This window comes from Psychroserpens sp. S379A (genome assembly GCF_049800755.1).
GTDB lineage: Bacteria > Bacteroidota > Bacteroidia > Flavobacteriales > Flavobacteriaceae > Psychroserpens.
The window spans coordinates 117,999-139,458 of the sequence record NZ_JBNAFQ010000003.1; the positions used below are offsets into that span (position 1 = coordinate 117,999).

22 protein-coding genes are annotated in these 21,460 nt (G+C 31.1%); 9 read left to right on the forward strand and 13 right to left on the reverse strand.

The window, feature by feature from the left end:
* Window positions 1-3: 3 nt before the first annotated feature.
* Window positions 4-615, reverse strand: a complete 612-nt coding sequence (locus ACP15M_RS09660; RefSeq protein WP_425077005.1) for a trimeric intracellular cation channel family protein — start codon at window positions 613-615, stop codon at window positions 4-6.
* 227 nt (window positions 616-842) lie between these two features.
* Complete coding sequence (locus ACP15M_RS09665; protein ID WP_425077006.1) at window positions 843-1,559, reverse strand: RDD family protein; 717 nt, start codon at window positions 1,557-1,559, stop codon at window positions 843-845.
* Window positions 1,560-1,594: 35 nt separating this feature from the next.
* On the opposite strand from ACP15M_RS09665, the gene ACP15M_RS09670 reads away from it, so the two are divergent.
* The 6 genes from ACP15M_RS09670 to ACP15M_RS09695 are packed head-to-tail and all read left to right on the forward strand — an operon-like array spanning window position 1,595 to window position 7,779.
* On the forward strand, window positions 1,595-2,581 hold the full coding sequence (locus tag ACP15M_RS09670) for a stage II sporulation protein M (protein ID WP_425077007.1): 987 nt from the start codon (window positions 1,595-1,597) through the stop codon (window positions 2,579-2,581).
* A 6-nt stretch (window positions 2,582-2,587) separates the two neighbouring features.
* The gene (locus ACP15M_RS09675; protein WP_425077008.1) at window positions 2,588-3,463 is read left to right on the forward strand and encodes a glycerophosphoryl diester phosphodiesterase membrane domain-containing protein; all 876 of its coding nucleotides are present in this window, start codon (window positions 2,588-2,590) and stop codon (window positions 3,461-3,463) included.
* Window positions 3,464-4,213, forward strand: coding sequence for a DUF4129 domain-containing protein (locus ACP15M_RS09680; RefSeq protein WP_425077009.1), 750 nt, complete (start codon window positions 3,464-3,466; stop codon window positions 4,211-4,213). It begins immediately after the preceding gene.
* Window positions 4,206-5,447, forward strand: coding sequence for a DUF4350 domain-containing protein (locus tag ACP15M_RS09685; protein ID WP_425077010.1), 1,242 nt, complete (start codon window positions 4,206-4,208; stop codon window positions 5,445-5,447). Before ACP15M_RS09680 ends, ACP15M_RS09685 begins: the two co-directional genes overlap by 8 nt.
* Entirely contained in the window at window positions 5,429-6,412 is a 984-nt protein-coding gene (locus ACP15M_RS09690; protein ID WP_425077011.1) for an AAA family ATPase, read from the forward strand. The genes ACP15M_RS09685 and ACP15M_RS09690 overlap by 19 nt, the downstream gene beginning before the upstream one ends.
* Before the next feature lie 35 nt (window positions 6,413-6,447).
* On the forward strand, window positions 6,448-7,779 hold the full coding sequence (locus ACP15M_RS09695; RefSeq protein WP_425077012.1) for a DUF58 domain-containing protein: 1,332 nt from the start codon (window positions 6,448-6,450) through the stop codon (window positions 7,777-7,779).
* A gap of 703 nt (window positions 7,780-8,482) precedes the next feature.
* Here ACP15M_RS09695 and ACP15M_RS09700 read toward each other — a convergent pair.
* Genes ACP15M_RS09700 through ACP15M_RS09710 form a run of 3 tightly spaced genes read right to left on the reverse strand, consistent with a single transcriptional unit; the run spans window position 8,483 to window position 12,275 of the window.
* Complete coding sequence (locus tag ACP15M_RS09700; RefSeq protein WP_425077013.1) at window positions 8,483-10,783, reverse strand: TonB-dependent receptor domain-containing protein; 2,301 nt, start codon at window positions 10,781-10,783, stop codon at window positions 8,483-8,485.
* A complete protein-coding gene (locus ACP15M_RS09705) occupies window positions 10,780-11,706 on the reverse strand; it encodes a FecR family protein (RefSeq protein ID WP_425077014.1) in 927 nt (308 codons plus the stop codon). Before ACP15M_RS09705 ends, ACP15M_RS09700 begins: the two co-directional genes overlap by 4 nt.
* Window positions 11,707-11,762: 56 nt before the next feature.
* Window positions 11,763-12,275 carry an RNA polymerase sigma factor gene (locus tag ACP15M_RS09710; protein ID WP_425077191.1) on the reverse strand — a complete coding sequence of 171 codons (513 nt, stop codon included), beginning with the start codon at window positions 12,273-12,275 and terminating at the stop codon, window positions 11,763-11,765.
* Window positions 12,276-12,405: 130 nt separating this feature from the next.
* Here ACP15M_RS09710 and ACP15M_RS09715 point away from each other — a divergent pair, with 130 nt between their 5' ends.
* Entirely contained in the window at window positions 12,406-14,055 is a 1,650-nt protein-coding gene (locus ACP15M_RS09715) for a hypothetical protein (RefSeq protein ID WP_425077015.1), read from the forward strand.
* Window positions 14,056-14,131: 76 nt separating this feature from the next.
* Here the strand turns inward: ACP15M_RS09715 and ACP15M_RS09720 are convergent, their stop codons facing one another.
* Window positions 14,132-14,611, reverse strand: coding sequence for a Dps family protein (locus tag ACP15M_RS09720; protein ID WP_425077016.1), 480 nt, complete (start codon window positions 14,609-14,611; stop codon window positions 14,132-14,134).
* A 106-nt stretch (window positions 14,612-14,717) separates the two neighbouring features.
* On the opposite strand from ACP15M_RS09720, the gene ACP15M_RS09725 reads away from it, so the two are divergent.
* Window positions 14,718-15,656, forward strand: a complete 939-nt coding sequence (locus ACP15M_RS09725; protein ID WP_425077017.1) for a LysR substrate-binding domain-containing protein — start codon at window positions 14,718-14,720, stop codon at window positions 15,654-15,656.
* Window positions 15,657-15,706: 50 nt separating this feature from the next.
* Here the strand turns inward: ACP15M_RS09725 and ACP15M_RS09730 are convergent, their stop codons facing one another.
* The 7 genes from ACP15M_RS09730 to ACP15M_RS09760 form a co-directional block, all read right to left on the reverse strand.
* On the reverse strand, window positions 15,707-16,672 hold the full coding sequence (locus tag ACP15M_RS09730) for a hypothetical protein (protein WP_425077018.1): 966 nt from the start codon (window positions 16,670-16,672) through the stop codon (window positions 15,707-15,709).
* Window positions 16,635-17,678 carry a cytochrome-c peroxidase gene (locus tag ACP15M_RS09735; RefSeq protein ID WP_425077019.1) on the reverse strand — a complete coding sequence of 348 codons (1,044 nt, stop codon included), beginning with the start codon at window positions 17,676-17,678 and terminating at the stop codon, window positions 16,635-16,637. The genes ACP15M_RS09730 and ACP15M_RS09735 overlap by 38 nt, the downstream gene beginning before the upstream one ends.
* 84 nt (window positions 17,679-17,762) lie before the next feature.
* Entirely contained in the window at window positions 17,763-18,563 is an 801-nt protein-coding gene (locus tag ACP15M_RS09740) for an MbnP family protein (protein WP_425077020.1), read from the reverse strand.
* A gap of 109 nt (window positions 18,564-18,672) precedes the next feature.
* Entirely contained in the window at window positions 18,673-18,987 is a 315-nt protein-coding gene (locus ACP15M_RS09745; RefSeq protein ID WP_425077021.1) for a hypothetical protein, read from the reverse strand.
* Between the two features lie 160 nt (window positions 18,988-19,147).
* A complete protein-coding gene (locus ACP15M_RS09750) occupies window positions 19,148-19,345 on the reverse strand; it encodes a hypothetical protein (protein WP_425077022.1) in 198 nt (65 codons plus the stop codon).
* 133 nt (window positions 19,346-19,478) lie between these two features.
* Window positions 19,479-20,279: a TIGR00266 family protein gene (locus tag ACP15M_RS09755; RefSeq protein WP_425077023.1), complete on the reverse strand. Its 801-nt coding sequence runs from the start codon at window positions 20,277-20,279 to the stop codon at window positions 19,479-19,481.
* 122 nt (window positions 20,280-20,401) lie between these two features.
* Entirely contained in the window at window positions 20,402-20,857 is a 456-nt protein-coding gene (locus tag ACP15M_RS09760) for a DUF4442 domain-containing protein (protein WP_425077024.1), read from the reverse strand.
* A gap of 145 nt (window positions 20,858-21,002) precedes the next feature.
* Between ACP15M_RS09760 and ACP15M_RS09765 the strand changes: the two genes are divergently transcribed.
* Window positions 21,003-21,449 carry a DUF4870 domain-containing protein gene (locus ACP15M_RS09765; protein ID WP_425077025.1) on the forward strand — a complete coding sequence of 149 codons (447 nt, stop codon included), beginning with the start codon at window positions 21,003-21,005 and terminating at the stop codon, window positions 21,447-21,449.
* Window positions 21,450-21,460: the final 11 nt, after the last annotated feature.

Consider the following 21,460-nt stretch of genomic DNA (forward strand, 5'->3'; position numbering starts at 1 on the left):
AGCTTAGGAGTTTTCTTTATACAAGCTAGGCAAACTAATTTTAAACTTTACAGCAAGTAGACGTATGATGATAACAATCATACCAGCTATAATAAAAACAACATTGTTATTAATCGTAAATTCGCGAAGCAAAAAATAAGTCAGACCTCCAATAATACAAGCAATTGCATAAATTTCCTTTCTAAAAATCACAGGAATTTCATTACATAAAATATCTCTAATCACACCTCCAAAACAAGCTGTAATTGTACCTAAAGCGATACAAATAATAGGATGCAATCCAGCAATAACGCCTTTTTCTATACCAATAACTGTGTAAAGTCCTATACCTATGGTATCAAATAGAAAAAGAGATTTACGCAAATAACTAAGCTTGCTTTTTAACACTATTGCAAATACTGTTGCTCCAAATATGACATAAACATAAGTCATATTAGTCATCCAAAATACAGGTTGAATACCAATTAGTACGTCACGCAAAGAACCTCCTCCTACTGCTGTAACAAAAGCAATGATAAGTACTCCAAAAGGATCCATCTTTTTATTAAGTGCGATTAGCACACCAGAAATAGCAAACGCTACTGTTCCTAAAATGTCTAAAATTTGAAAAAACATACTGAGTCTAAACTAGAGATAACAAATGTACTTTGCAAATGTAGATCATCATCAATTATGAATAATTATTTAATTTATAAAAAGTTAAATCTAAAGACAATTCACACAAGTTTTTTTTCAAAAAACTTGGTTCGGAATAAGTGACTTTCGTTTTGTGAGATGCTTCGACTTCGCTCAGCATAAGCGATTCATACAAGTTTTTTTTTTCAAAAAACTTGGTTCTCTGCTTACATGTTTTGTGTGAAGTAGTTATAATCTTTAATAACAGTATCCACAAAATCTATAGGTTTTTGCGTGGTTTCAATCTCCATGACTTTAGTGATCTTATTAGAAAGCGATAAAATAATATTGTGCTGACCTTTAACACGTGCTTCATCGTAAAGATTTTTGATAAATTGCATTTCGTCATCTTTAAAAACCGTCACTTGACTATAGGTAGGAATATAATCTTTTGGAATCTCTTTTAACAAGGTATCATGAACACTTAACTTTACTTTTTCGCTAATCACTGTTGTACCTGCAGCTATATCTCCAACACGTTGACCATTACCTCTAATCAATATCGACAATACTGCTAATCCACCACTTGTTAACGATACATCTACAATACGAAGAATCCAACGTACAAAATAATTTGCAAAACTAGGTTTTGAGCCATCTAATTTTACAACTCTAGTCTTCATAGTATATTTACCAATGGTTTGACCATTCCAAAAGGTTTCTAATAAGACATAATACAAAAAAGCTGGTAATGACACTAAAAGCCATAATGCCCAAAGATCTGAATTATCAAGTGCCAAAGACATCATAATTATAATCATGGCAAAAAAATAAAGTCCGATAACTAAGGTGTCAATAAGGTAAGCCAATAGTCTATCTCCTAAATTAGCAACATTTTGTTGAATCCCTACATTTTGAGCGGTTTCTATTTGAAATTCTTCCATATTTTCTTTTCTTTGAAAGTAAATTAAATCCTCTAATGCGAGAAGCTGCTTTCGTTAAGCAAAATAAAGATAAATGGTTAAAATTTGAAAATGTTCTTTCAAATAATAATAGCATAGATCCTAACGAACTTTCAGACTTATATATTGAAATTACAGATCATCTCAGTTATGCCAACACGTTTTACAAAAACAGTAACACTGAGCGCTATTTAAATCAAATTGCATCGCAAGCGCATCAAAAAATTTACAAAACAAAAAAAGAATCTAAAAATCGTCTTATTTCATTTTTTAAAACGGAATTTCCATTGATGTTTTATCAGCATCATCGCGAGCTTTTAATTGCATTTTTTGTGTTTCTTTTGTTCTGTATCGCTGGAGCTTATTCGGCTGCTACTGATGGTGATTTTGTGCGTTCCATTCTTGGTGATGCTTATGTGAATATGACCTTAGACAACATTGAAAACAATGATCCCATGGCAGTTTACAAACAAATGGGAGAGTTTAACATGGCACTTGGCATTACCATCAATAATATAAAAGTAGCACTTATGGCTTTTGCCTACGGAATTATGTTTGGTATTGGATCTTTATTTATCATGATGCAAAACGGTATCATGCTTGGCAGCTTTCAATATTTCTTTTATGAAAAAGGCTTGCTTTGGGAATCTGTAAGAACCATATGGATTCATGGAACTTTTGAAATTTCTGTAATCATAATTGCTGGATGCTCTGGATTAGTTTTAGGAAATGGTATGTTATTTACTGGAACTTACACACGATTAGAAGCTTTTAAACGTGGTGTTATTAACGGACTTAAAATTTTAATAAGTACCATTCCATTTTTTATAGTTGCTGGACTTCTTGAAGGCTTTGTCACTAGACATACTGAAATGCCAGATTGGTTAGCCATTTGTATTATTGGTGGTTCACTTGCTATCGTTATTTTTTATTATGTGATTTACCCAAGACAGCTTTATAAAAAGTCCCAACAAATTCAACTTAATGAACTTAAAACCGACTAAAACAAAATGAAAAACTATATAGAATTAAAAAAGCAACGTGAATTCGGACAATTACTAGCTGATACATTTGCCTTTATTAGAAATGAATTCAAACCCTTTTTTGGTGCCATCATAAAAATATCTGGACCTTATGTAGCTCTATTTCTATTTGCTATGGTGTTTTACATATACATTATAGGTGATATGTTTAATTTTGATTTATTACAATCAAATCAATTTGGTGCTAGCCCTTTAAAAATGATTTTTGCCTATGTTCTCTATTTTGTTACTGCTATTTTAGCCTATACGTTTACAACATCAACAGTATTACATTACATCAAATCTTATATTGATAATAATGGTATTGCTAATGTTGACGACATTAAGCAAAATGTTTATAAGAGCTTTTGGAGTTTTCTTGGGCTTTCAATCCTTAAGGGATTAACCATCATTGTATCTATATTAATTTGTTGTTTACCTGTATTTTATTTTATAGTTCCAATGATTGTTACCTTACCTATTTTAGTGTTTGAAAAAAGTAATGCTGGTGATGCCTATAGTAAAAGCTATTCGCTTATAAAAGATGAATTTTGGATTACCTTAGCGACCATCATTATTTTTCTAATAATTTATTGGGTAGTTTCTAGCGTATTTGCTGTTCCAACAGTGATTTACACCTATGCCAAAATGGGTGTTTTTAGTGGTGAAATTGATCCTGGTAATTTTGATACTTTTATCGATCCTGTGTATATACTACTGAATGTTTTAAGCACCTTTTTTCAATACCTTCTTAATATCATAACTATTGTAGGAACTGCCTTTATTTATTTTAATTTAAATGAACGAAAATATTTTTCAGGCACTTTAGAACGCATTGACTCATTAGGAAAACTAGACGAGTAAATGAGGCTATTCTGGTTCTTTATCTGCTTTTTTTTATGTGTTCAGTTTAGCTCAACACAAGACAAAGATTCGGTTATATCTTATGACGATTCAGCACTTGAGGTCAGAGATATTTCAGAAGATGATCTTGAAAGTTATAAAAGTGATGATGATTTTAATTACATTGAGAGTGAGCCAGAAGATAATTTTCTTGTTAGAGCATACAACACTTTTGTAAATTGGATTAGCAATCTTATTCGTGAAATTGTAGAAGCTATTTTTGGTGTTGGTGAAGCTCAAGGGTTGTTATACTTTATCTTTAATGTAGTTCCATATCTTATATTAGCGTTATTGATTTTCTTATTGCTTCGGTTTTTCTTAAAAGTCAATTCAAGAACACTTATTACTGGTCAAAAAGAAGCGGCAAGTTTTCAGTTTACCGAAGAAGAGCAAATTATTAAAAATGAAGACATTAACGCATTAATCACTAAGGCAGTTTCAGAAAAAAACTACAGATTAGCCATTCGCTATTATTATTTGTTATCTCTAAAATATCTTACTGAAAAAGAAGTCGTTGTTTGGCAACAAGAAAAAACAAATGAAGATTATATTACTGAAATAAAATCTGAAACCTTAAAAAACAACTTTAAAAGCATTACAAGAATATACGATTATGTTTGGTATGGCGAATTTGATATTGACCAATTACGATTTGAAAGCCTTAAAACATCGTTTGAAACCTTAAACAATAGCATAAGTAATCGTGAGTAAACAAGTTAAATTTTATATCGCTTTAACTGCATTGGCAATTTTCGGAATTGTACTCTTAGAGTATTCTAAACCCAAACAAATCAATTGGTTTGCCTCTTATGTAAAGCATCATAAAATTCCGTTTGGCACTTATGTTTTTCATGAGCAACTTGAACGTTTATTTTCTGAATCAAAAATCACACATCTTGAAAATCCTCCTTATCAAAATTTATCGCAATCTGATAGTATAAATGGAACTTATGTCTTTATAAATGACTATGTTCAATTTGGCGACACAGAACTAGAAAAATTACTCGATTGGACCTCTAAAGGCAATACTCTTTTTATAGCTTCAGAAGATTTTGATGAACAACTGTTAGATACTCTACAACTTGACACAGATGTACTAAGCATTTTTGAAGTTGAAAGTGATCATTTTAAATTTCAGCTTAGTAACACTACACTAGACACTACAACTGTTGCTTTTGACAAGAGTAATTACGCTTCATTTTTTAATACCATCGACACACTTAACACCTCAGTTTTAAGCACTATAAAAGAAATTAAAGTTGATGAAGACACTCAAGATTCAATTCAAGTAAAAACACCTATCAATGCCATAAAACAACCATTCGGAAATGGCACTATTGTATTAAGTACTTTTCCGCAAGCATTTACAAATTACTTTATTTTAAATACTCCCAATCAAAATTACACAGCAGGATTGATGTCGTATTTAAGCGATTCTAAGCCATTATATATTGATCACCATTACAAGTCTGGAAAAGCATATTACACATCACCAATGTATATTTTATTAAACACCAAAGCTTTAAAATGGGCTTATTACATCATGCTTATTGGAGTTGTAGTCTATATAATTTTTGAAGGAAAACGTAAACAAAGAGCCATACCTATTGTAAAGCCTCTTAAAAATCAAACTTTAGATTTTACACGTACCATTGCTAATATGTATTACGAAAAAGAAAAACACTATGAAATTGCACAACATAAAATTCAGCATTTTTTAGAATACATCAGAACGCATTTACATTTAAGCACCACTACTATTAATGATGAATTTATAAAAAACCTTGCTGCAAGGAGTAATAATAGCATTGAAGACACAAAATCTTTATTCGAAACTATTGAATATTTTAGCCAAAACACTCAACTCGACAATATACAATTAGAGCGATTAAATACGCTTATAGAAACTTTTAAAAGTAATAACTCATGGAAGAAAAAGACCTAAATTTTGATAATAGAATTCCTTTAGAGGACTTAAAAAATGCGGTAGATCAAATCAAAAGCGAATTGCGTAAAGTTATTGTAGGACAAGATCAGTTTGTAGAATTGCTTATCGTAGCACTTTTAGCCGATGGTCATGTGCTTATAGAAGGTGTTCCTGGTATTGCAAAAACCATTACTGCAAAACTGTTTGCCAAAGTGCTTAAAACTAATTTTAGCCGAATTCAATTTACACCAGATTTAATGCCAAGTGATGTTTTAGGAACGTCTATACTAAACATGAAAGATTCAGAATTTGAATTTAAACCTGGTCCAATATTTTCAAATATCGTTCTTATAGATGAAATCAATAGAGCTCCTGCAAAAACTCAAGCGGCTTTATTTGAAACGATGGAAGAACGTCAGGCAACCATAGATGGTAAAACCTATACCTTTGAAGCTCCTTTTATGGTATTAGCTACTCAAAATCCGATAGAGCAAGAAGGTACTTATGCTTTGCCTGAAGCACAATTAGACCGTTTTATTTTTAAGATTAAAGTCGATTATCCGAGTCTTGAAGATGAAATTAAAATTATTGATTCTCATCATAAACGTCAAGGACAACTACCACAAACTATTATTGAGTCTGTACTTGACACCAAAAGCTTAGAAGAATACAAATCTAAAACTCAAGCTATTGTTGTTGAAGAAAAAATTATAAAATACATTGCTGAAATTGTTTCAAAAACACGAAATCATCCGCATTTGTATTTAGGTGGTTCGCCAAGAGCATCTATTTCAATTTTAAATACTGCAAAAGCTTTTGCTGCAATTAACGGACGAGATTTTGTGATTCCAGAAGATGTAAAAAAAGCTGTAAAACCAGTTTTAAACCACAGAATTATTCTAACTCCAGAACGCGAAATGGAAGGCATGACTACCGAACAGGTTGTAGATATGATTGTGCAATCTGTTGAAGTACCACGTTAAGAGTTATTAGAAATAGAAATCTATTGAAATAAAAGATGAAATTTATAAAGTCACTATACATACACAAACAATTTTACATCTATTTAGCTGTAATTTCGGTGTGCTTTTTAGTGTCTTATTGGCTACCACTTTTATATGCTTTTTCATGGATACTGGTTGTGTTTTTAGCGGTTCTTTTTATAACCGACTTGCTCCTCCTCTATCGTTTTAAAAATGCCATTAAAGCGCGACGCATTCTACCAGATAAATTATCTAATAGTGATGATAACTCTATTCCGTTAACGCTTAGTAACTACTATCCTTTTACTCTTTATATTGATGTTATTGATGAACTGCCTATTCAATTTCAAAAACGAGATTTTTCATATAAAACCATTTTAAAACCTAATCAAAATCATGATTTTACGTACGAAGTAAGACCTGTAGAACGTGGTGAATATGTGTTTGGTAATCTTAATGTTTATACCTCGTCTAAATTGCGAATTGTGAAGCGCAAATACCAGTTTCAAAATGAGCAAATGGTGCCTGTATACCCTTCGTTTATTCAAATGCAGAAGTACGACTTTCTAGCTATTGGAAACCATTTAACACAAATCGGACTTAAAAAGATTAGACGTATTGGCCATACTTCAGAGTTTGAACAAATAAAAGAATATGTTGTTGGTGATGACTACAGAACGATTAATTGGAAAGCCACTGCAAAACGTGCGCAATTGATGGTTAATCAATTTCAAGATGAAAAGTCGCAACCCATTTATTCTATAATTGATACTGGTCGTGTGATGAAAATGCCTTTTGATGGTTTAAAGTTATTAGATTACGCTATCAATTCGGCTTTAGCTTTTAGCAACGTCGCTTTAAAAAAACATGATAAAGTTGGATTACTAAGTTTTTCAAAAAATATTGAAACCTTTCTGCCAGCCATTCATAAAATTACTTATCTCAATAAAATTTTAGAGGCTTTATATAACATCAACACACAATTTACGGATAGTGATTACGGATTGCTATATGCGCAAATAAAGCGAAAAGTAACACATCGAAGTTTACTTTTACTCTATACAAACTTTGAGCACATTAGTGCTTTGAAACGCCAATTACCATACCTTCAAGCTATTTCTAAAAAACATATGCTTGTGGTTATTTTATTTGAAAATACTGAATTAGAAACACTTATTTCTACTAATGCTGAAGATTTACAAAGCATTTATCATAAAACCATAGCCGAAAAATTTGCTTACGAAAAACGATTGATGGTTAAAGAACTTCAAAAACATGGCATTCAAAGTATTTTAACTGCTCCTGAAGAGCTCACAATTAATACCATTAACAAATACTTAGAAATTAAAGCAAGAGGGCTACTTTAAGTGTCATTCTGACCGAAGCGGAAGAATCTTCATCATTTACAACTCCAGTTTTTCTAAATAGGTTAAGATTTCTCGGCAAGCTCGAAATGACAATTAAACATCATTAGAGTGTCATTCAAAGTCAAAGCACTGAAGCAAAGAATCTTATCATAATAATGCATAACTATAGATTCCTCCATTCTAATCGAAATGACATTAAAACACGATAATAATCAAACACTATTCGAGTATCATTCAGAACCAACATAGTGAAGCGAAGCATCTTATCATAATGCATAACTATAGATTCCTCCATTCTAGTCGGAATGATATTAAAACACGATAATAATCAAACACTATTCGAGTGTCATTCAGAGCGAACATAGTGAAGCGAAGCATCTTATCATAATGCATAACTATAGATTCCTCCATTCTAATCGAAATGACATTAAAACACATTAATAATCAAACACTATTCGAGTATCATTCAGAACCAACTTAGTGAAGCGAAGCATCTTATCATAATGCATAACTATAGATTCCTCCATTCTAGTCGGAATGACATTAAAACACATTAATAATCAAACACTATTCGAGTGTCATTCAGAGCGAACATAGTGAAGCGAAGCATCTTATAAATCCAAATCTTCAATCTTTCAATCATTCAATCATTCAATCCTTCAAACTTTCAAACTTTCAAACTTTCAAACTTTCAAACTTTTAATCATAAATACACTCTAAACATGAGGTTAGGCGTAAATCCTAAAGAAAACTTATCAATCACTTCAATATCATTATTAAAGTTGTTATTTCCGAGGTACTCTCTACTAATCAAATTATTTTTATTGTAAACATTTCGTATTGAAAGTCCGATTTTTCCCCTTAGCTTACTACCTTCAGAAAAGCTAAAGGTATAAGTAGACGATAAATCTAAGCGATGGTAATCTGGCAATCGTTTAGTGTTGATACCATCGTTAAATTGAATTCCGTTTGAAGTTTCTGTAGATTCTGTAAATGGTTTTCCTGTTTGCCAACGCCATCCTAAAGCAATTTGAAAATTTGAAATCTTATAACTCAATGATGTACTAAGCGAATGCATCACATTAGATCTAGATGTGAATGCTTTACCATTGTTTAAATTACGATAGGTGCTTTCAGAATTATTAAACGAATAACTTACCCAAGAATTAAAACCGTTAAACCGCTTTCTTAAAAACACATCTACACCATAAATGCTTTGCTCTCCTAAATTAAACTGACTGTTTTGCGGATTTAAAAACCCAAAGGACAAAGCTGTAATATTATCAAGTGTTTTGTAATAATTATCAATATCAAAAGTCCATCCTTTATTAGTATATATAAAACCTAAAGACACTTGCTTGCTGTTTATAATTGGAAACTCTTTTTCGTTTGCCAAACGCCAAAGACTGTTTTCTAAAGATAAATCGCTAATAATGGTTTCATCTATTTCACTAATCACTTGATTTTTAATTTCTCCAGATACTTGAAGCTTAAAATTTTTAAACAATTGTTTATACAATAAAAGTCTAGGTTCAAACTTATAAGTATTTAGCTCATCAAAATAAGTCACTCTTGCTCCAATAGAAATATCAAACAACTTTTTGTTTTTATAATCGTAATTGGCATACAAACTATGTGTTTGAACCATCGATTCATCTTGATCTAAAATAAACTCAAGATTAGCTGTGTTTTTAAAAATATAACCAACATCTTTTAGCGTGTATTGATAGCCTAACGTCAGAGTGTTTTTAGTATTAATCTTCTGTTGAAACTCCGTAGAAATTCCTGAATCATGAATAAGGTTTCGTTTTTCAAAATCTGAAATTTGTGAGCTGTTTTCTGAAGTTATATAATTATAATCCAATTCATAATCTGAAAAAAATGCAGCAGTATATTGCTTTAAATTTTTATTCCATTGTTTTTCCCAGCCCAAACTATAGCCTGTGTTTTTAATCGTCATACGATCATTAAATGTGCTATTAGCAGTTGTATTATTTACAGTATAATCTAACTGATTGTCGATAGAAATTAGACTTGCAAACACGTAGTTATTAGCATTCGGTCTATAATTCAATTTGATGTTATAATCTAAAAAGCTAAAATCGTTATCAGGATTATCGCCATTTTCAATTTTGGTACTTTCAAATACTTTATCTGCCAATCTATTAAAAGTAACTGTTTGATATAAATTGGCATAACTAGACCTTACTGAAGCTTGTATTCCTAGTTTATCTTTTATAATTGGAGTTTCGATTAAAGCATCTGCATTAATCCCATTAAAACCCATTTGAACTTGAAGTTCTTGTTCTATTTTGGTATTGGTCGTCATGGTAATAACGCTCGAAGCACGTTCTCCATATCTAGGATGCGAGCCTTTATTAATAAACGTAATATGTTTTGTTGCATTAGGATTAAAAGGAGAAATCATTCCGAAGAGATGTCCTTTATGGTATATATTTATTCCGTCCCAAACAAATCTGTTTTGATCCAATTTTCCGCCTCTAACCAAAAAACCAGAAGCTGTTTCGTTAGGACTCACAACTCCTGGTAATAATTGAATACTCTCCAAAACATCTGGTTCGGTTAATCCAGGTAAAATTGCAAGATTAGTTGGTTGTATTTCATACGAACCATCTTTTTGTTTTGAAATACCTTTAGCGAGATAACTTGTAATAACGACCTTTTCTAGTTCTTGAATACGTTCTTCGGAAGTCCTTTTATTTACAATAATATATCTGTGATCTACAACCTCAAAACTGAGTTGTGCTTGAAGCTCTATCTCAGACAAAACTTCGCTTAGTGTTCGTTTTTCTTTTTTTAAAGAAATTGTTTTATCAGGTAAAATATTGTCATAGTAAGAAAATCGAACATCATAAACCTCTTCAATAATTTCAAAAGCATTTTGTAAGGTTTCAGAATTGAAACTAATATAAAATTTAGCCTCTTCTTGCGAAAAGGCTAAACTAGGTAGTAATACCAAAAAGCAAATAATCAATTTTTTCACTTTATGTTCAAATAAATGTTTCCTTTTTCTTTTTCAAAATACTGTATTTGTAAAGACTTAAATACTGTTTTTAAAGCAGTGTTCAAATTTTTATGGGTAAAACTACCTGTATATAATATGTTTTCATCGATTGCATTAGAATGAATTTGAATATTATACTGCGATTCTAAAGCCGAAATCACATACTTTATTGGTACGCTTTTAAAGCTACTTTCGCCATAAATCCAACTCGGATTGACATTAGTAACATTCCATTGTTCAATGGTATTTCCGTTAATTCGTCTTACAGAATTTGTAGGACGAAGTATAAAAGATTCATCGTTAGTTTGTACGCTAACTTTTCCTTCAAAACATACCACTTCAAAAAGATCTTCAACTGTATTTACATTAAATTGAGTTCCTAAAACTTGAACCTTTCCATTAGCTGTTTCAACCGTAAATGTGCTTCCTTTTTTAACTTTAAAATACGCTTCGCCATCTAGGGTTAGCGTTCTATTTTCTTTCCAATCGTCTTCATTATAAGTTAAGGTAGATTTGGAATTTATAATGACTTCAGAACCATCTAATAATGCAATGGTTTTTTGCTCGCCAAAACTAGTTTCAATAGTTACTACATCATTACCAAGAATTGAAAACAAACCTATAAACAGCACAATTGAAGCAGCAATTCCTATAAACCAAGGGTTGCTATTTAAACGACGTACTTTTCTTTTTTTAAGAGCAATTTTTTCTTGAATTTTCTCAAAGGAAGGTTCAGTAGACGCTTCTAAAGCTTCATAGGCAACAAGTCCTTTTTTAAGTTTTAAAAATGATTTGTAATCACTTTCAGAAACTAAAGTTTTTAACTCAGCATCAGAGAGTTCTCCAGCTAACCATTGTGCTAAAAACGTATCGTTTTCGTTATTTTTATCTGTTATATTCATGACTTATCATATATAGGACAACTCTGTTTTAAAAAACCCTACTTTTATTTTCTTTTTTAAATATTTCCAATGTCTGCTCTTAAAACCAATAGTGCAGAATGCATTCGTTTTTCCACTGCTTTTACCGAAATACCTAACTGTGCTGCAATATCTTTATACGTCTTTTTTTCAATTCTATTAAGTAAAAACACTTCTCTTTGTTTTTCGGGAAGTGAGTCGATAGTGCGTTGCAACTTCTCCATAAATTCTTTTTCTAACATAATAAATTCTGGAGATTCATTGGTATGTTGATGCCTTATACTTTGTTGGTGCTTGTGTACCACTTTTTCATGCTTAACTAGATTTAAAAACATGTTTGATGCTACAGTATATAAATAGCTCTTTACTTTGTCAAATTCAACCCGACCACAATTATCCCAAAGTTTTACGAAGGTCTCTTGCAAAATATCTTCAGCTTTATCTATATCTTGGGTTTTAAAAAAAATAAAACGTCTTATATCTTTTGCATACATTTGATAAAGCTTTTCAAATGTTTTGGAATGACAAATATTATGTTGGTCTTTAGGCATTAAAAAGAATGAATGAATGAAGCTCAAAACTAATTAAAAAAAAATTAGAGAAAAAAGTAGGGTATTTTTTTTTAGAGTTGTCTTAGTTATGATTAATCGCTAAAAAAAATCAATTAACTTAAAAAATTCTATGATGAAAAATTTTAAAATATTTCTTTTAAGCTTTGCTCTTATAGCAGGTTTTTTAACCTCATGTTCTAATGAAGACTCAGTTGTTGAAGAACAAAACATTAACGAAACCGAAGCTATTACTCAATCTTTAAACCGACTTGCACAACAATTTGACAATGATGGTAATGTGGTTGCAACATCAAATCCTGCTGGTAACATTGTGTTTGATTTTGGTTTTGATTTTATATACCCATTAAACTTATCATTTAACAATGGAGCTACTGTTGCAGTAAATAACTTAGATGAGTTGATTGAAATTTTAATAAACTCAACTGATAATTTATACGTCAATGGAATCGAATTCCCTTTTGAAGTTGAAATCTATGATGAAGATTCTGATGCTATTGTTGTAATCAGTATTAATAACGAAGAAGAATTTCTTGATTTAATTGAAGACCTTTGGGATGATGATGATTCTTGTGAATGCTACGAAGTTTATGATCCTGTTTGTATTGAAATTCAAGATCCAAATGGAAATTCATTTGTTATTACTTATCCTAATGAATGCTATGCATTATGTGACGGATTTACTCCAAACGATTTTTCGAATAATTGTGAAGAAGACTACAATAATCCTGGCGGATTTGAATGTTTTGAATTTAATTTCCCTATCTCAATTGTAACTGATGCAGATGTTACAATTGTGGTTAACTCCCAAAATGAACTTGACAATGCACTTTATAATACATATAGCTTTGACTTTGTATATCCTTTCCAAATAACGACAGACGATGGTGACATTGAAACCATCGAAGATGCTGAAGATTTTTATGAAGAATTAGAAGACTGCTTTGATGATTATGAAGAACCATGTCTTTTAGATATTGCTTCTTTAGAAGTATTGTTGCAAGAATGTGACAACATGGAAGCAGAAATATATAATGCTAATGGAGACAACTTAGAAAATGAATATTATCTTGCCTTTGATGGCAATGGAGAATTGATTGTTAATGGCGAACCAACTGTTGTTGATTCTGGTTCGTGGAGTATTTCTACTACTAACGAAAATACCATTCTTACTATTAACGGTTTACTAACCTTTACAGATTTAAATGGTAGCTGGGAATTATCTGAATGTGAAGAGCTAGAACTAGAATTTACAAATGGAAACCAGTCTTTAGAAATTGACCTAGATTGTGAAGACATAATAGTTGAGCCTTGTGACGAATGCGATGATGAAGAATATGATCCTGTTTGTGTTGAATTTACTGATTCAAATGGTAATATTATAAGACTTCCATTTAATAATGAATGTGAGGCATTATGTGAAGGCTTTACTTCTGAAGACATTATAGACTGTGAAGAAAATAGCGATTGTACCATAGACCCTGTTTTAGTTATACTACTTGAATGTCCTTGGACTGTTAATAATTCTATAACTTATGAATTTGACGACAATGGAGAAGTAACCATTTCTGGATCTGGTTTAACAACTGTAGGATCATGGACTATTTTTATGGGTAATAATGGTTATCCAGTTGTAAATATTGAAGCAAACATCGGAAACTTTAATGACGAATGGCATTTTGTAGATTGTAACTTAATTAACAGTCTTCAAGTCAATAGTGCAACCAATCCTGCCTCTCAGATAGCATTAGATTGCGAATAGGCACAATAATAAGTTTATCTCATAAAAAAACCTTCAAAATATATTTTGAAGGTTTTTTTATTGGTCTTGGTGTTTTCTAAACTGTTTCACCTAACCAAGCTTTCATCATCCAAACTGTTTTCTCTTGCTCTGTAATCAATTCACTCATCATAGCGCTAGTACCTTCATCATTTGCATCACTAGAAACATCTAATATTTGGCGTTCTAGTTTAAGCAATTCAGTAAGCGAATCTACAATTAACTTTACAGCTTTATCATCCTGTGATATATCTTTTCCAACTGGAATTTTAGCCGCTTTTGAATAATCATCAAACGTATGTAATGGTGTTTCTCCTAAAGTTAAAATACGCTCAGCAATTTCGTCAACTTTTACATTTGCATCAGTATATAATTCTTCAAACTTCACATGAAGATCAAAAAATTGTTTTCCTTTTATGTTCCAATGAATTCCTCTTAAATTCTGATAATACAATTGAAAATTTGCTAATAAATCATTTAAATCATTAGCGATTGTCTGTGCTTTTTTGGTATCTAAACCAATACTATTTAGTGTCATACTTTTATATTGTTTTTATTGATACAAATTTAACACATAATTTATTTGCTCAATCATAGTTTTTATAAATAGTTTTTATATTTTTATAGTCTAAATAAATACAAAAATGACAATCACACAACTTCACTACGTTCTCGCTATAGCTGAACATAAAAATTTCACCAAAGCGGCCGAAAAATGTTTTGTTACGCAACCAACTTTAAGTACGCAAATACAAAAATTAGAAGATGAATTGGACGTTTTAATATTCGACCGAAGTAAAAAACCAATAGAGTTAACTGATGTTGGTCGGAAAATTGTACATCAAGCAAAAAATATTGTAGATGAGTCAGGTCGCATTCAAGATATTGTAGACCAGCAAAAAGGATTTATTGGAGGTGAGTTTAAGTTAGGAATTATTCCAACGATAATGCCAACATTACTTCCAATGTTTTTAAAGGCGTTTATCAAAAAATATCCTAAAGTAAAACTCAAAATTGAAGAGCTTACAACCGAAGAAATTATTACTCGTATTAACGATGGTCATCTCGATGCTGCCATTGCTGCTACACCTTTAGTTTTAGAATCTATTAAAGAGCGTGTTTTGTATTATGAGCCTTTTGTTGGTTATATTCCTAATGATCACAGATTATATAGCAAGAAAAAATTAGACACAACCGATTTAGATATTGATGACATTCTTTTATTAGAAGATGGTCATTGTTTTAGAGATGGCGTGATTAATTTATGTAAAACATTCAAAAACCATATAGATGATCAATTTCAATTAGAGAGCGGAAGTATAGAAACTCTAATCAAACTATCTAATGAAGGTTTAGGCATGACGTTATTGCCTTATTTACATACCATGGAATTAAACGATAAACAAAAAGACAAACTACGTCATTTTAATGAGCCTTCTCCAGCTAGAGAAGTTAGCATTATTTACCATAAAAATGAATTAAAGATGCAAATTATCGATGCTTTGCACAATACTATTTCTGGTATTATTAGAGGTGCGATTGCATTTCAAAATGTTGATATTATTAGTCCTATGCCTAAATAAAAAAACGCAGTTAAATTAAATTTAGCTGCGTTTTTTATGTAGTAAAAAGGTTATAACGAAAAATTTAAATAAAGAGATAACTGCTGCTTAGACTCTACATCTCCATTTAATAAATTTTGTTTTAAAGGCAGCGTATATTTAGCACCTAATAAAAATTTTCCTTTAGTGAATTCTGAGCCAACAGAAGCATTAAAAATTGATCCATCAGTATTTTTCAATTCTTCATCAAATTGTTCTATAGAGTCATATACGTCTCCTGAAACACCAACAAACGGTTTAATTGATGTTAACTTAACTTTGAAATTATAAAACAAACTAGTTGCATAACTAAATTGATTTCCAAATTTATAATCATTCTTGTTTTCAGATTTAAAATAGTAAGACATATTAGCTATAACACCAATGTTGTTTTTACTAAATCCATACATTAAAGTTGGAAACACATCTAAACTACCTGTTCCCACTTGAAACCCTGGGTTAACTTTATTAGTTAACTTTTCTTCAAACTCTCCTGTTGGAAACTTCACTCCCAAACCTATATTTAAAACGTGATCTGAACGTTCTCTATCTGTATTAAAATCGACTACACCCTCTTTTTTCTTTTTGTAAAATTTAAAGCGGTACCAACCCATTACATTAATATCTCCTAAACCACTTATTTGCTCAGAACGATCTTGAAAGTCACGCGTTAAATCCTGAAAAGGCACTACTGCACTCATATAAAAAGAATCATTTATTGGAACTGTTCCCCAAAGTTGATAGGTATTAAAACGTTCTTTACTTTTAGGTGAATCTTCAAATATTCCATCGCGAGATTCAAAGCTTTGGTGTATATATCTCAATCCAACAAAATTCGACATACTTAAATCTCCAAAAGAAGTGCTTCCGCTAGTTGTGGAACAACCACAAAGATCACAAGCGTAAACTTTTCCGAATAAAAAAGTCAATCCAATCAAAAGCACCAAGCTTTTGTTCCATTTAAAACTCTGAAAATCTCTCATCTTGTAAGAATTCATAATCGGTTAATGTTTTTAGAAAAGCAATGATGCTAGATTTTTCGTAATCAGAAAGTGTAATTCCGTAAGTTCCATCTTCTCTCAGTAAAGAAATGTCTACATTTCCATTATCAACTAATCCTGAATCGTAAAAATCTAAAACAACTTCTAATGTAGAAAAACGTCCATCATGCATATAAGGGAACGTTTTTTCAACATTTCTCAAACTAGGCACACGGAATTTATAAAGATCGTTTGGGTCTTCTAAAATATTAAATCTACCTTTATCATTTAACATCGGATTTACAGGTAGTCCGTTGTTTCTAAACGAATGATCAGTAAATAAATCTGTTGCATGACAACTTGCACATTTAGCTTGAAAACTATTTCTTCCATCCAATTCAATAGGAGATAACTGTACATTATCTTCTTCTCTAACATATTTATCGTATTTAGAATTAGATGAAATCATCATAACCATAAATTGAGATAAAGCTTTAAGCATGTTTTCACTATTCACTTCGCCATTTTCAAAAGCACGACCAAATTGATATTGATAATCAGCATCATTTTTTAATTTATCAATAACATTACTTAATGTTTCTCCCATTTCTAGTTCACTAGTAATCGGAATAATAGGTTGTAAATCTAAATGTGACGCTGCTCCATCCCACATAAAATCCATTTGATAAGCCATATTTTGAATGGGTTGCGCATTTCTAAATCCAATACCACCATTTACACCATGGCTTAAATTATGCCCATGATGAGTAAATGCAAATGCTTGTTCATGACAAAATGCACAAGGGATTGAATTATTTGAAGACAATCTCCCATCGTAAAACAATGATTTTCCTAGTTCAAAACCTTCCTGAGTTAAAGGATTGTTATCTAAATCATAAACTAAATCTGGAAAATTAGATGGTAAATCTAGAACCAATGGCTTTGATACATACAAACTGTCATCATTTGAACAAGACACCAAAACTAGTTGAAGAAAAATAACTATAATTAGTTTTTTTTTCATTTTAGTAATATTTAAATTTGAGTATAAAGTGCCAGAGAAAGCAATTAAACAATCACTCTCTAGCACCTTAAACTTAACCTCAAATTAATTATGTACGTGATGTACTTCAAAAATTCCCATTAAATTATTTGCGATAACAGGAGTTGTTTCTTGATTTGTGTGTACTTGATTATAGCCATCTGAGAAATTAATAGATGTTTCACCATCAAAAACTTTAGAGATATCGGCAACAATATGAACTTCTGGCTGAGCTGATTCTCTAACTCTAACCGTGTTTGGAAATGTAAGAGTTACTTCTCTATAATTATCTAAAGATGTACCTACACTTCCCATATGTATATTAACTGGTTCATTAGTATCTAAAGTATTAGAAGTATAAGTTCCATCAAAACGCATAAATCTGTAACCTGTAGCCCAAGACCATAACATTCCTTCTTCTTGAGCAAGGTCTAAGAAATCTCCTTGACCTTCTGCTCCTAATGCAAAACGTCCTTGATCTACACCAATACCAAAAGTAATTTCAGTATAATTAGCTGCATCTACGTTATCTAAAGTTATAAATATTTCGCCTGCATTATTCCCATCGGCTTCATCAACAATAAATATATTATCTTCTGTTGGATATGTATATACATTTCCATTATCATCTTTAACACGTACATTACTAATGATGTACTTAAGTGTTTCTAATTGGTAAGATTCTTGATTTGATTTACTATAAGACGTGCCAAAAATAAAGTCTTGGTCTCCAACTCCATTGTCAAATTTTAAAACTAACTCTCCTTTTTGTCCTGCAAGGTCTTCTTGTGATGCGTCATCATCTGATGAACATGATATGATTGATATGCACAGTAATAGTGCAAATGTAATTTTTGTAATTTTCATTTGTATTTGATTTAATTATTGAATAATATACTATTAAGGAAGCACTTTACGGTCTTCCTTTAAGGTTTCAAGTTTTAGTATAAAAACTGAATAAAACGATAAATAAATCTTACGAAATAGGAGGTTTATAAAGCTTAGATCCTAAGCTAAATGCATAAAGATTGGCATACTTATAATTGTGAACTACACTCCATTTACTAACATAGATATCCTTTTGCTTTTCTAAGGTTTTATGAAAAAAAACAGGAAAAAAAGATTCAGCCAAAACATTACTTATTGTATTTGAACTACTATTTGAAGTCTTAGTAGAAACTACCTGCAATTGTTTTGATAAATGACATTTTCCGTTACATTGTAATTCTGGCTCTTCTTTATTTACACAATAGGTTTCGATAATATAATCAATATTTAACTGATAATACAAAACCTGACCAACATAGTATATTGGTCGAAATGCAAAAGCTAGTAGTAATATGAAAACGAATAATTTCTTCAGGACACTAATTTTGCAACAAAGTTAATCTAAAATGAATTCATGGTGAAACTAAATATAAAAAAAGAGCGACTCATTGAGTCGCTCTTTTTTATGCTTTTAATAATATTAAACATTGATCTAATTCAGGGTTCTGTAGAATTAAAGATTTGATATAAATCTTAAGCTCTTCAATTTCGTAAGGTAACAAACGACTAAGTGCTTTTTTTAATTCTTTACAAAACAATGTACTGTCAAAACTTACTTTTGCAAGTACAGTTTTGGTGTACTCGAACATTGCTCTTGCCATAATGTAAAGTTAATTTAGGTTTTAGTTAAGTAGATTTATGTATAGGCTTTCCATTTTGATTACCTTATAAATTTAGTAAAAAATTTGATTGCTTGTTGAACCTAAACAAAAATTTAACAGAAAAAATAATATTTTAAAACCTATTATCGCCATCAAGCAAATCGCCTAATCCACCAAGAATACTACCTTCTCCTCTATCTTTCCCTCCGCTTCTAGGTGCAGATGCTAACACTCGTCCAGCTAATCTGCTAAATGGTAAAGATTGAATATATACAGTACCAGGACCTTGTAATCTTGCAAAGAATAAACCTTCTCCACCAAAGATGGTATTCTTAATACCTCCAACAAATTCAATATCGTAATCCACTCCTTGCGTAAAACCGACAAGGCATCCTGTATCGACTTTCATTACTTCACCAGCTTGCAATACTTTTTTAGCCATTGTTCCTCCTGCATGTACAAATGCCATACCATCACCTTCTAACTTTTGCATGATAAACCCTTCACCTCCAAACAATCCTCGACCTAATTTTTTTGAAAACTCAATACCAACACTAACGCCTTTAGCTGCGCATAAAAAAGCATCTTTCTGGCAAATGAACTTTCCATTAAATTCTGTTAAATCAATAGGAATAATTTTACCAGGATAAGGTGAGGCAAAAGATACATTTCGTTTGCCTGTTAAGTCGTTATAAAAAGCTGTCATAAATAAACTTTCGCCTGTAAGTATACGCTTACCAGCTCCTAAAATTTTTCCGAAGAATCCAGAATCTTTTTGAGAACCATCTCCAAAAACAGTTTCCATTTTAATACCTTCATCCATCATCATAAAGCTTCCTGCTTCAGCAACAACACCTTCATTAGGATCTAACTCTATTTCTACAAATTGCATTTCTTCGCCGTAAATTCTGTAATCTATTTCATGTGATGTCATAATTCTATATCTTTAGTTGTTGATTTATTTATAAGTTGAATTGTTTTGACTTTTGTTACAGACTAAAAAAATTCCAAATTCTAAATCCATAATTCCTACTGCAAACTTTTCACTTTACACCTTTAACTTTTAACTTTAATACTCCATTCAAAATTAAAATCGGAAACTTGAATACCTTCCGAATTTATACCTTTAGAATTTAACACTATACTTTGTCCTTCTCCTGTTTGAATAGCTTTAGTAATTAAATCATCGATGGCTTGACCTTGGTTACAGGTAAAACGTATTCGTCCAGTGGCTTTTTTACTATATGTCGCATTATTACTGGTTACTAACATCGACATTTTTTGTCCGCTTGACTTAATTTTAGACATCACTAAAGCTCCAGTGGTTAACTCTGCAGCCATACCTTGTACTGCCCAAAACATCGATTTAAACGGATTTTGATTGATCCACCTGTGCTTAACTGAAACTTCACAGGCTGTATCAGATAGCGACTTTGTACGTACACCACAAAAATAAGCAGCAGGCAATTTAAATAATAAAAAGAGATTTAGTTTTCTTGGCGAAACAGTCATATTTACTAGAAGTTTCAGCTAAAATATTGAAAATAATCCATATTTCAATTTGTTAATATTATGTTAATTTTTAGTACTATGCGTAACATAATACCTTCTTTTAGACATATATTTGCATAAGAAATTACTATATGTTTTAAAAATCATGCAAGACAATCATCAAAAAAACATCGCAACATTTATTCATTTATCTACGTTTAGCAGGTTTATCATTCCGTTTGGAAACTTTATTGGACCAATCATACTATGGATGGCTAATAAAGAAAAATCAGAATTTGTAGATGCACATGGTAAACAAGCTATCAATTTTCAAATGAGCATCCTTTTGTATGCACTAGTTCTAGGATTACTAACGGTTCCGTTTTTTCTTTTCAATGTAATTAGTTCTTTAGACTTTCTAGATATTAATGCTTTTGATGGCATACATATTAATATCTCAGAACCTTCGCCTCTATTGTATTTAGGAGGCGGATTAGGTGCTTTGGCTGTATTAGGCTTTATATTAGAACTTGTATTTATTGTTATCGCTAGTTTAAAAGCTAGAGATGGAGAGTTTTATCATTATCCGTTAACTATAGACTTTATAAAATAAAAATAATATTT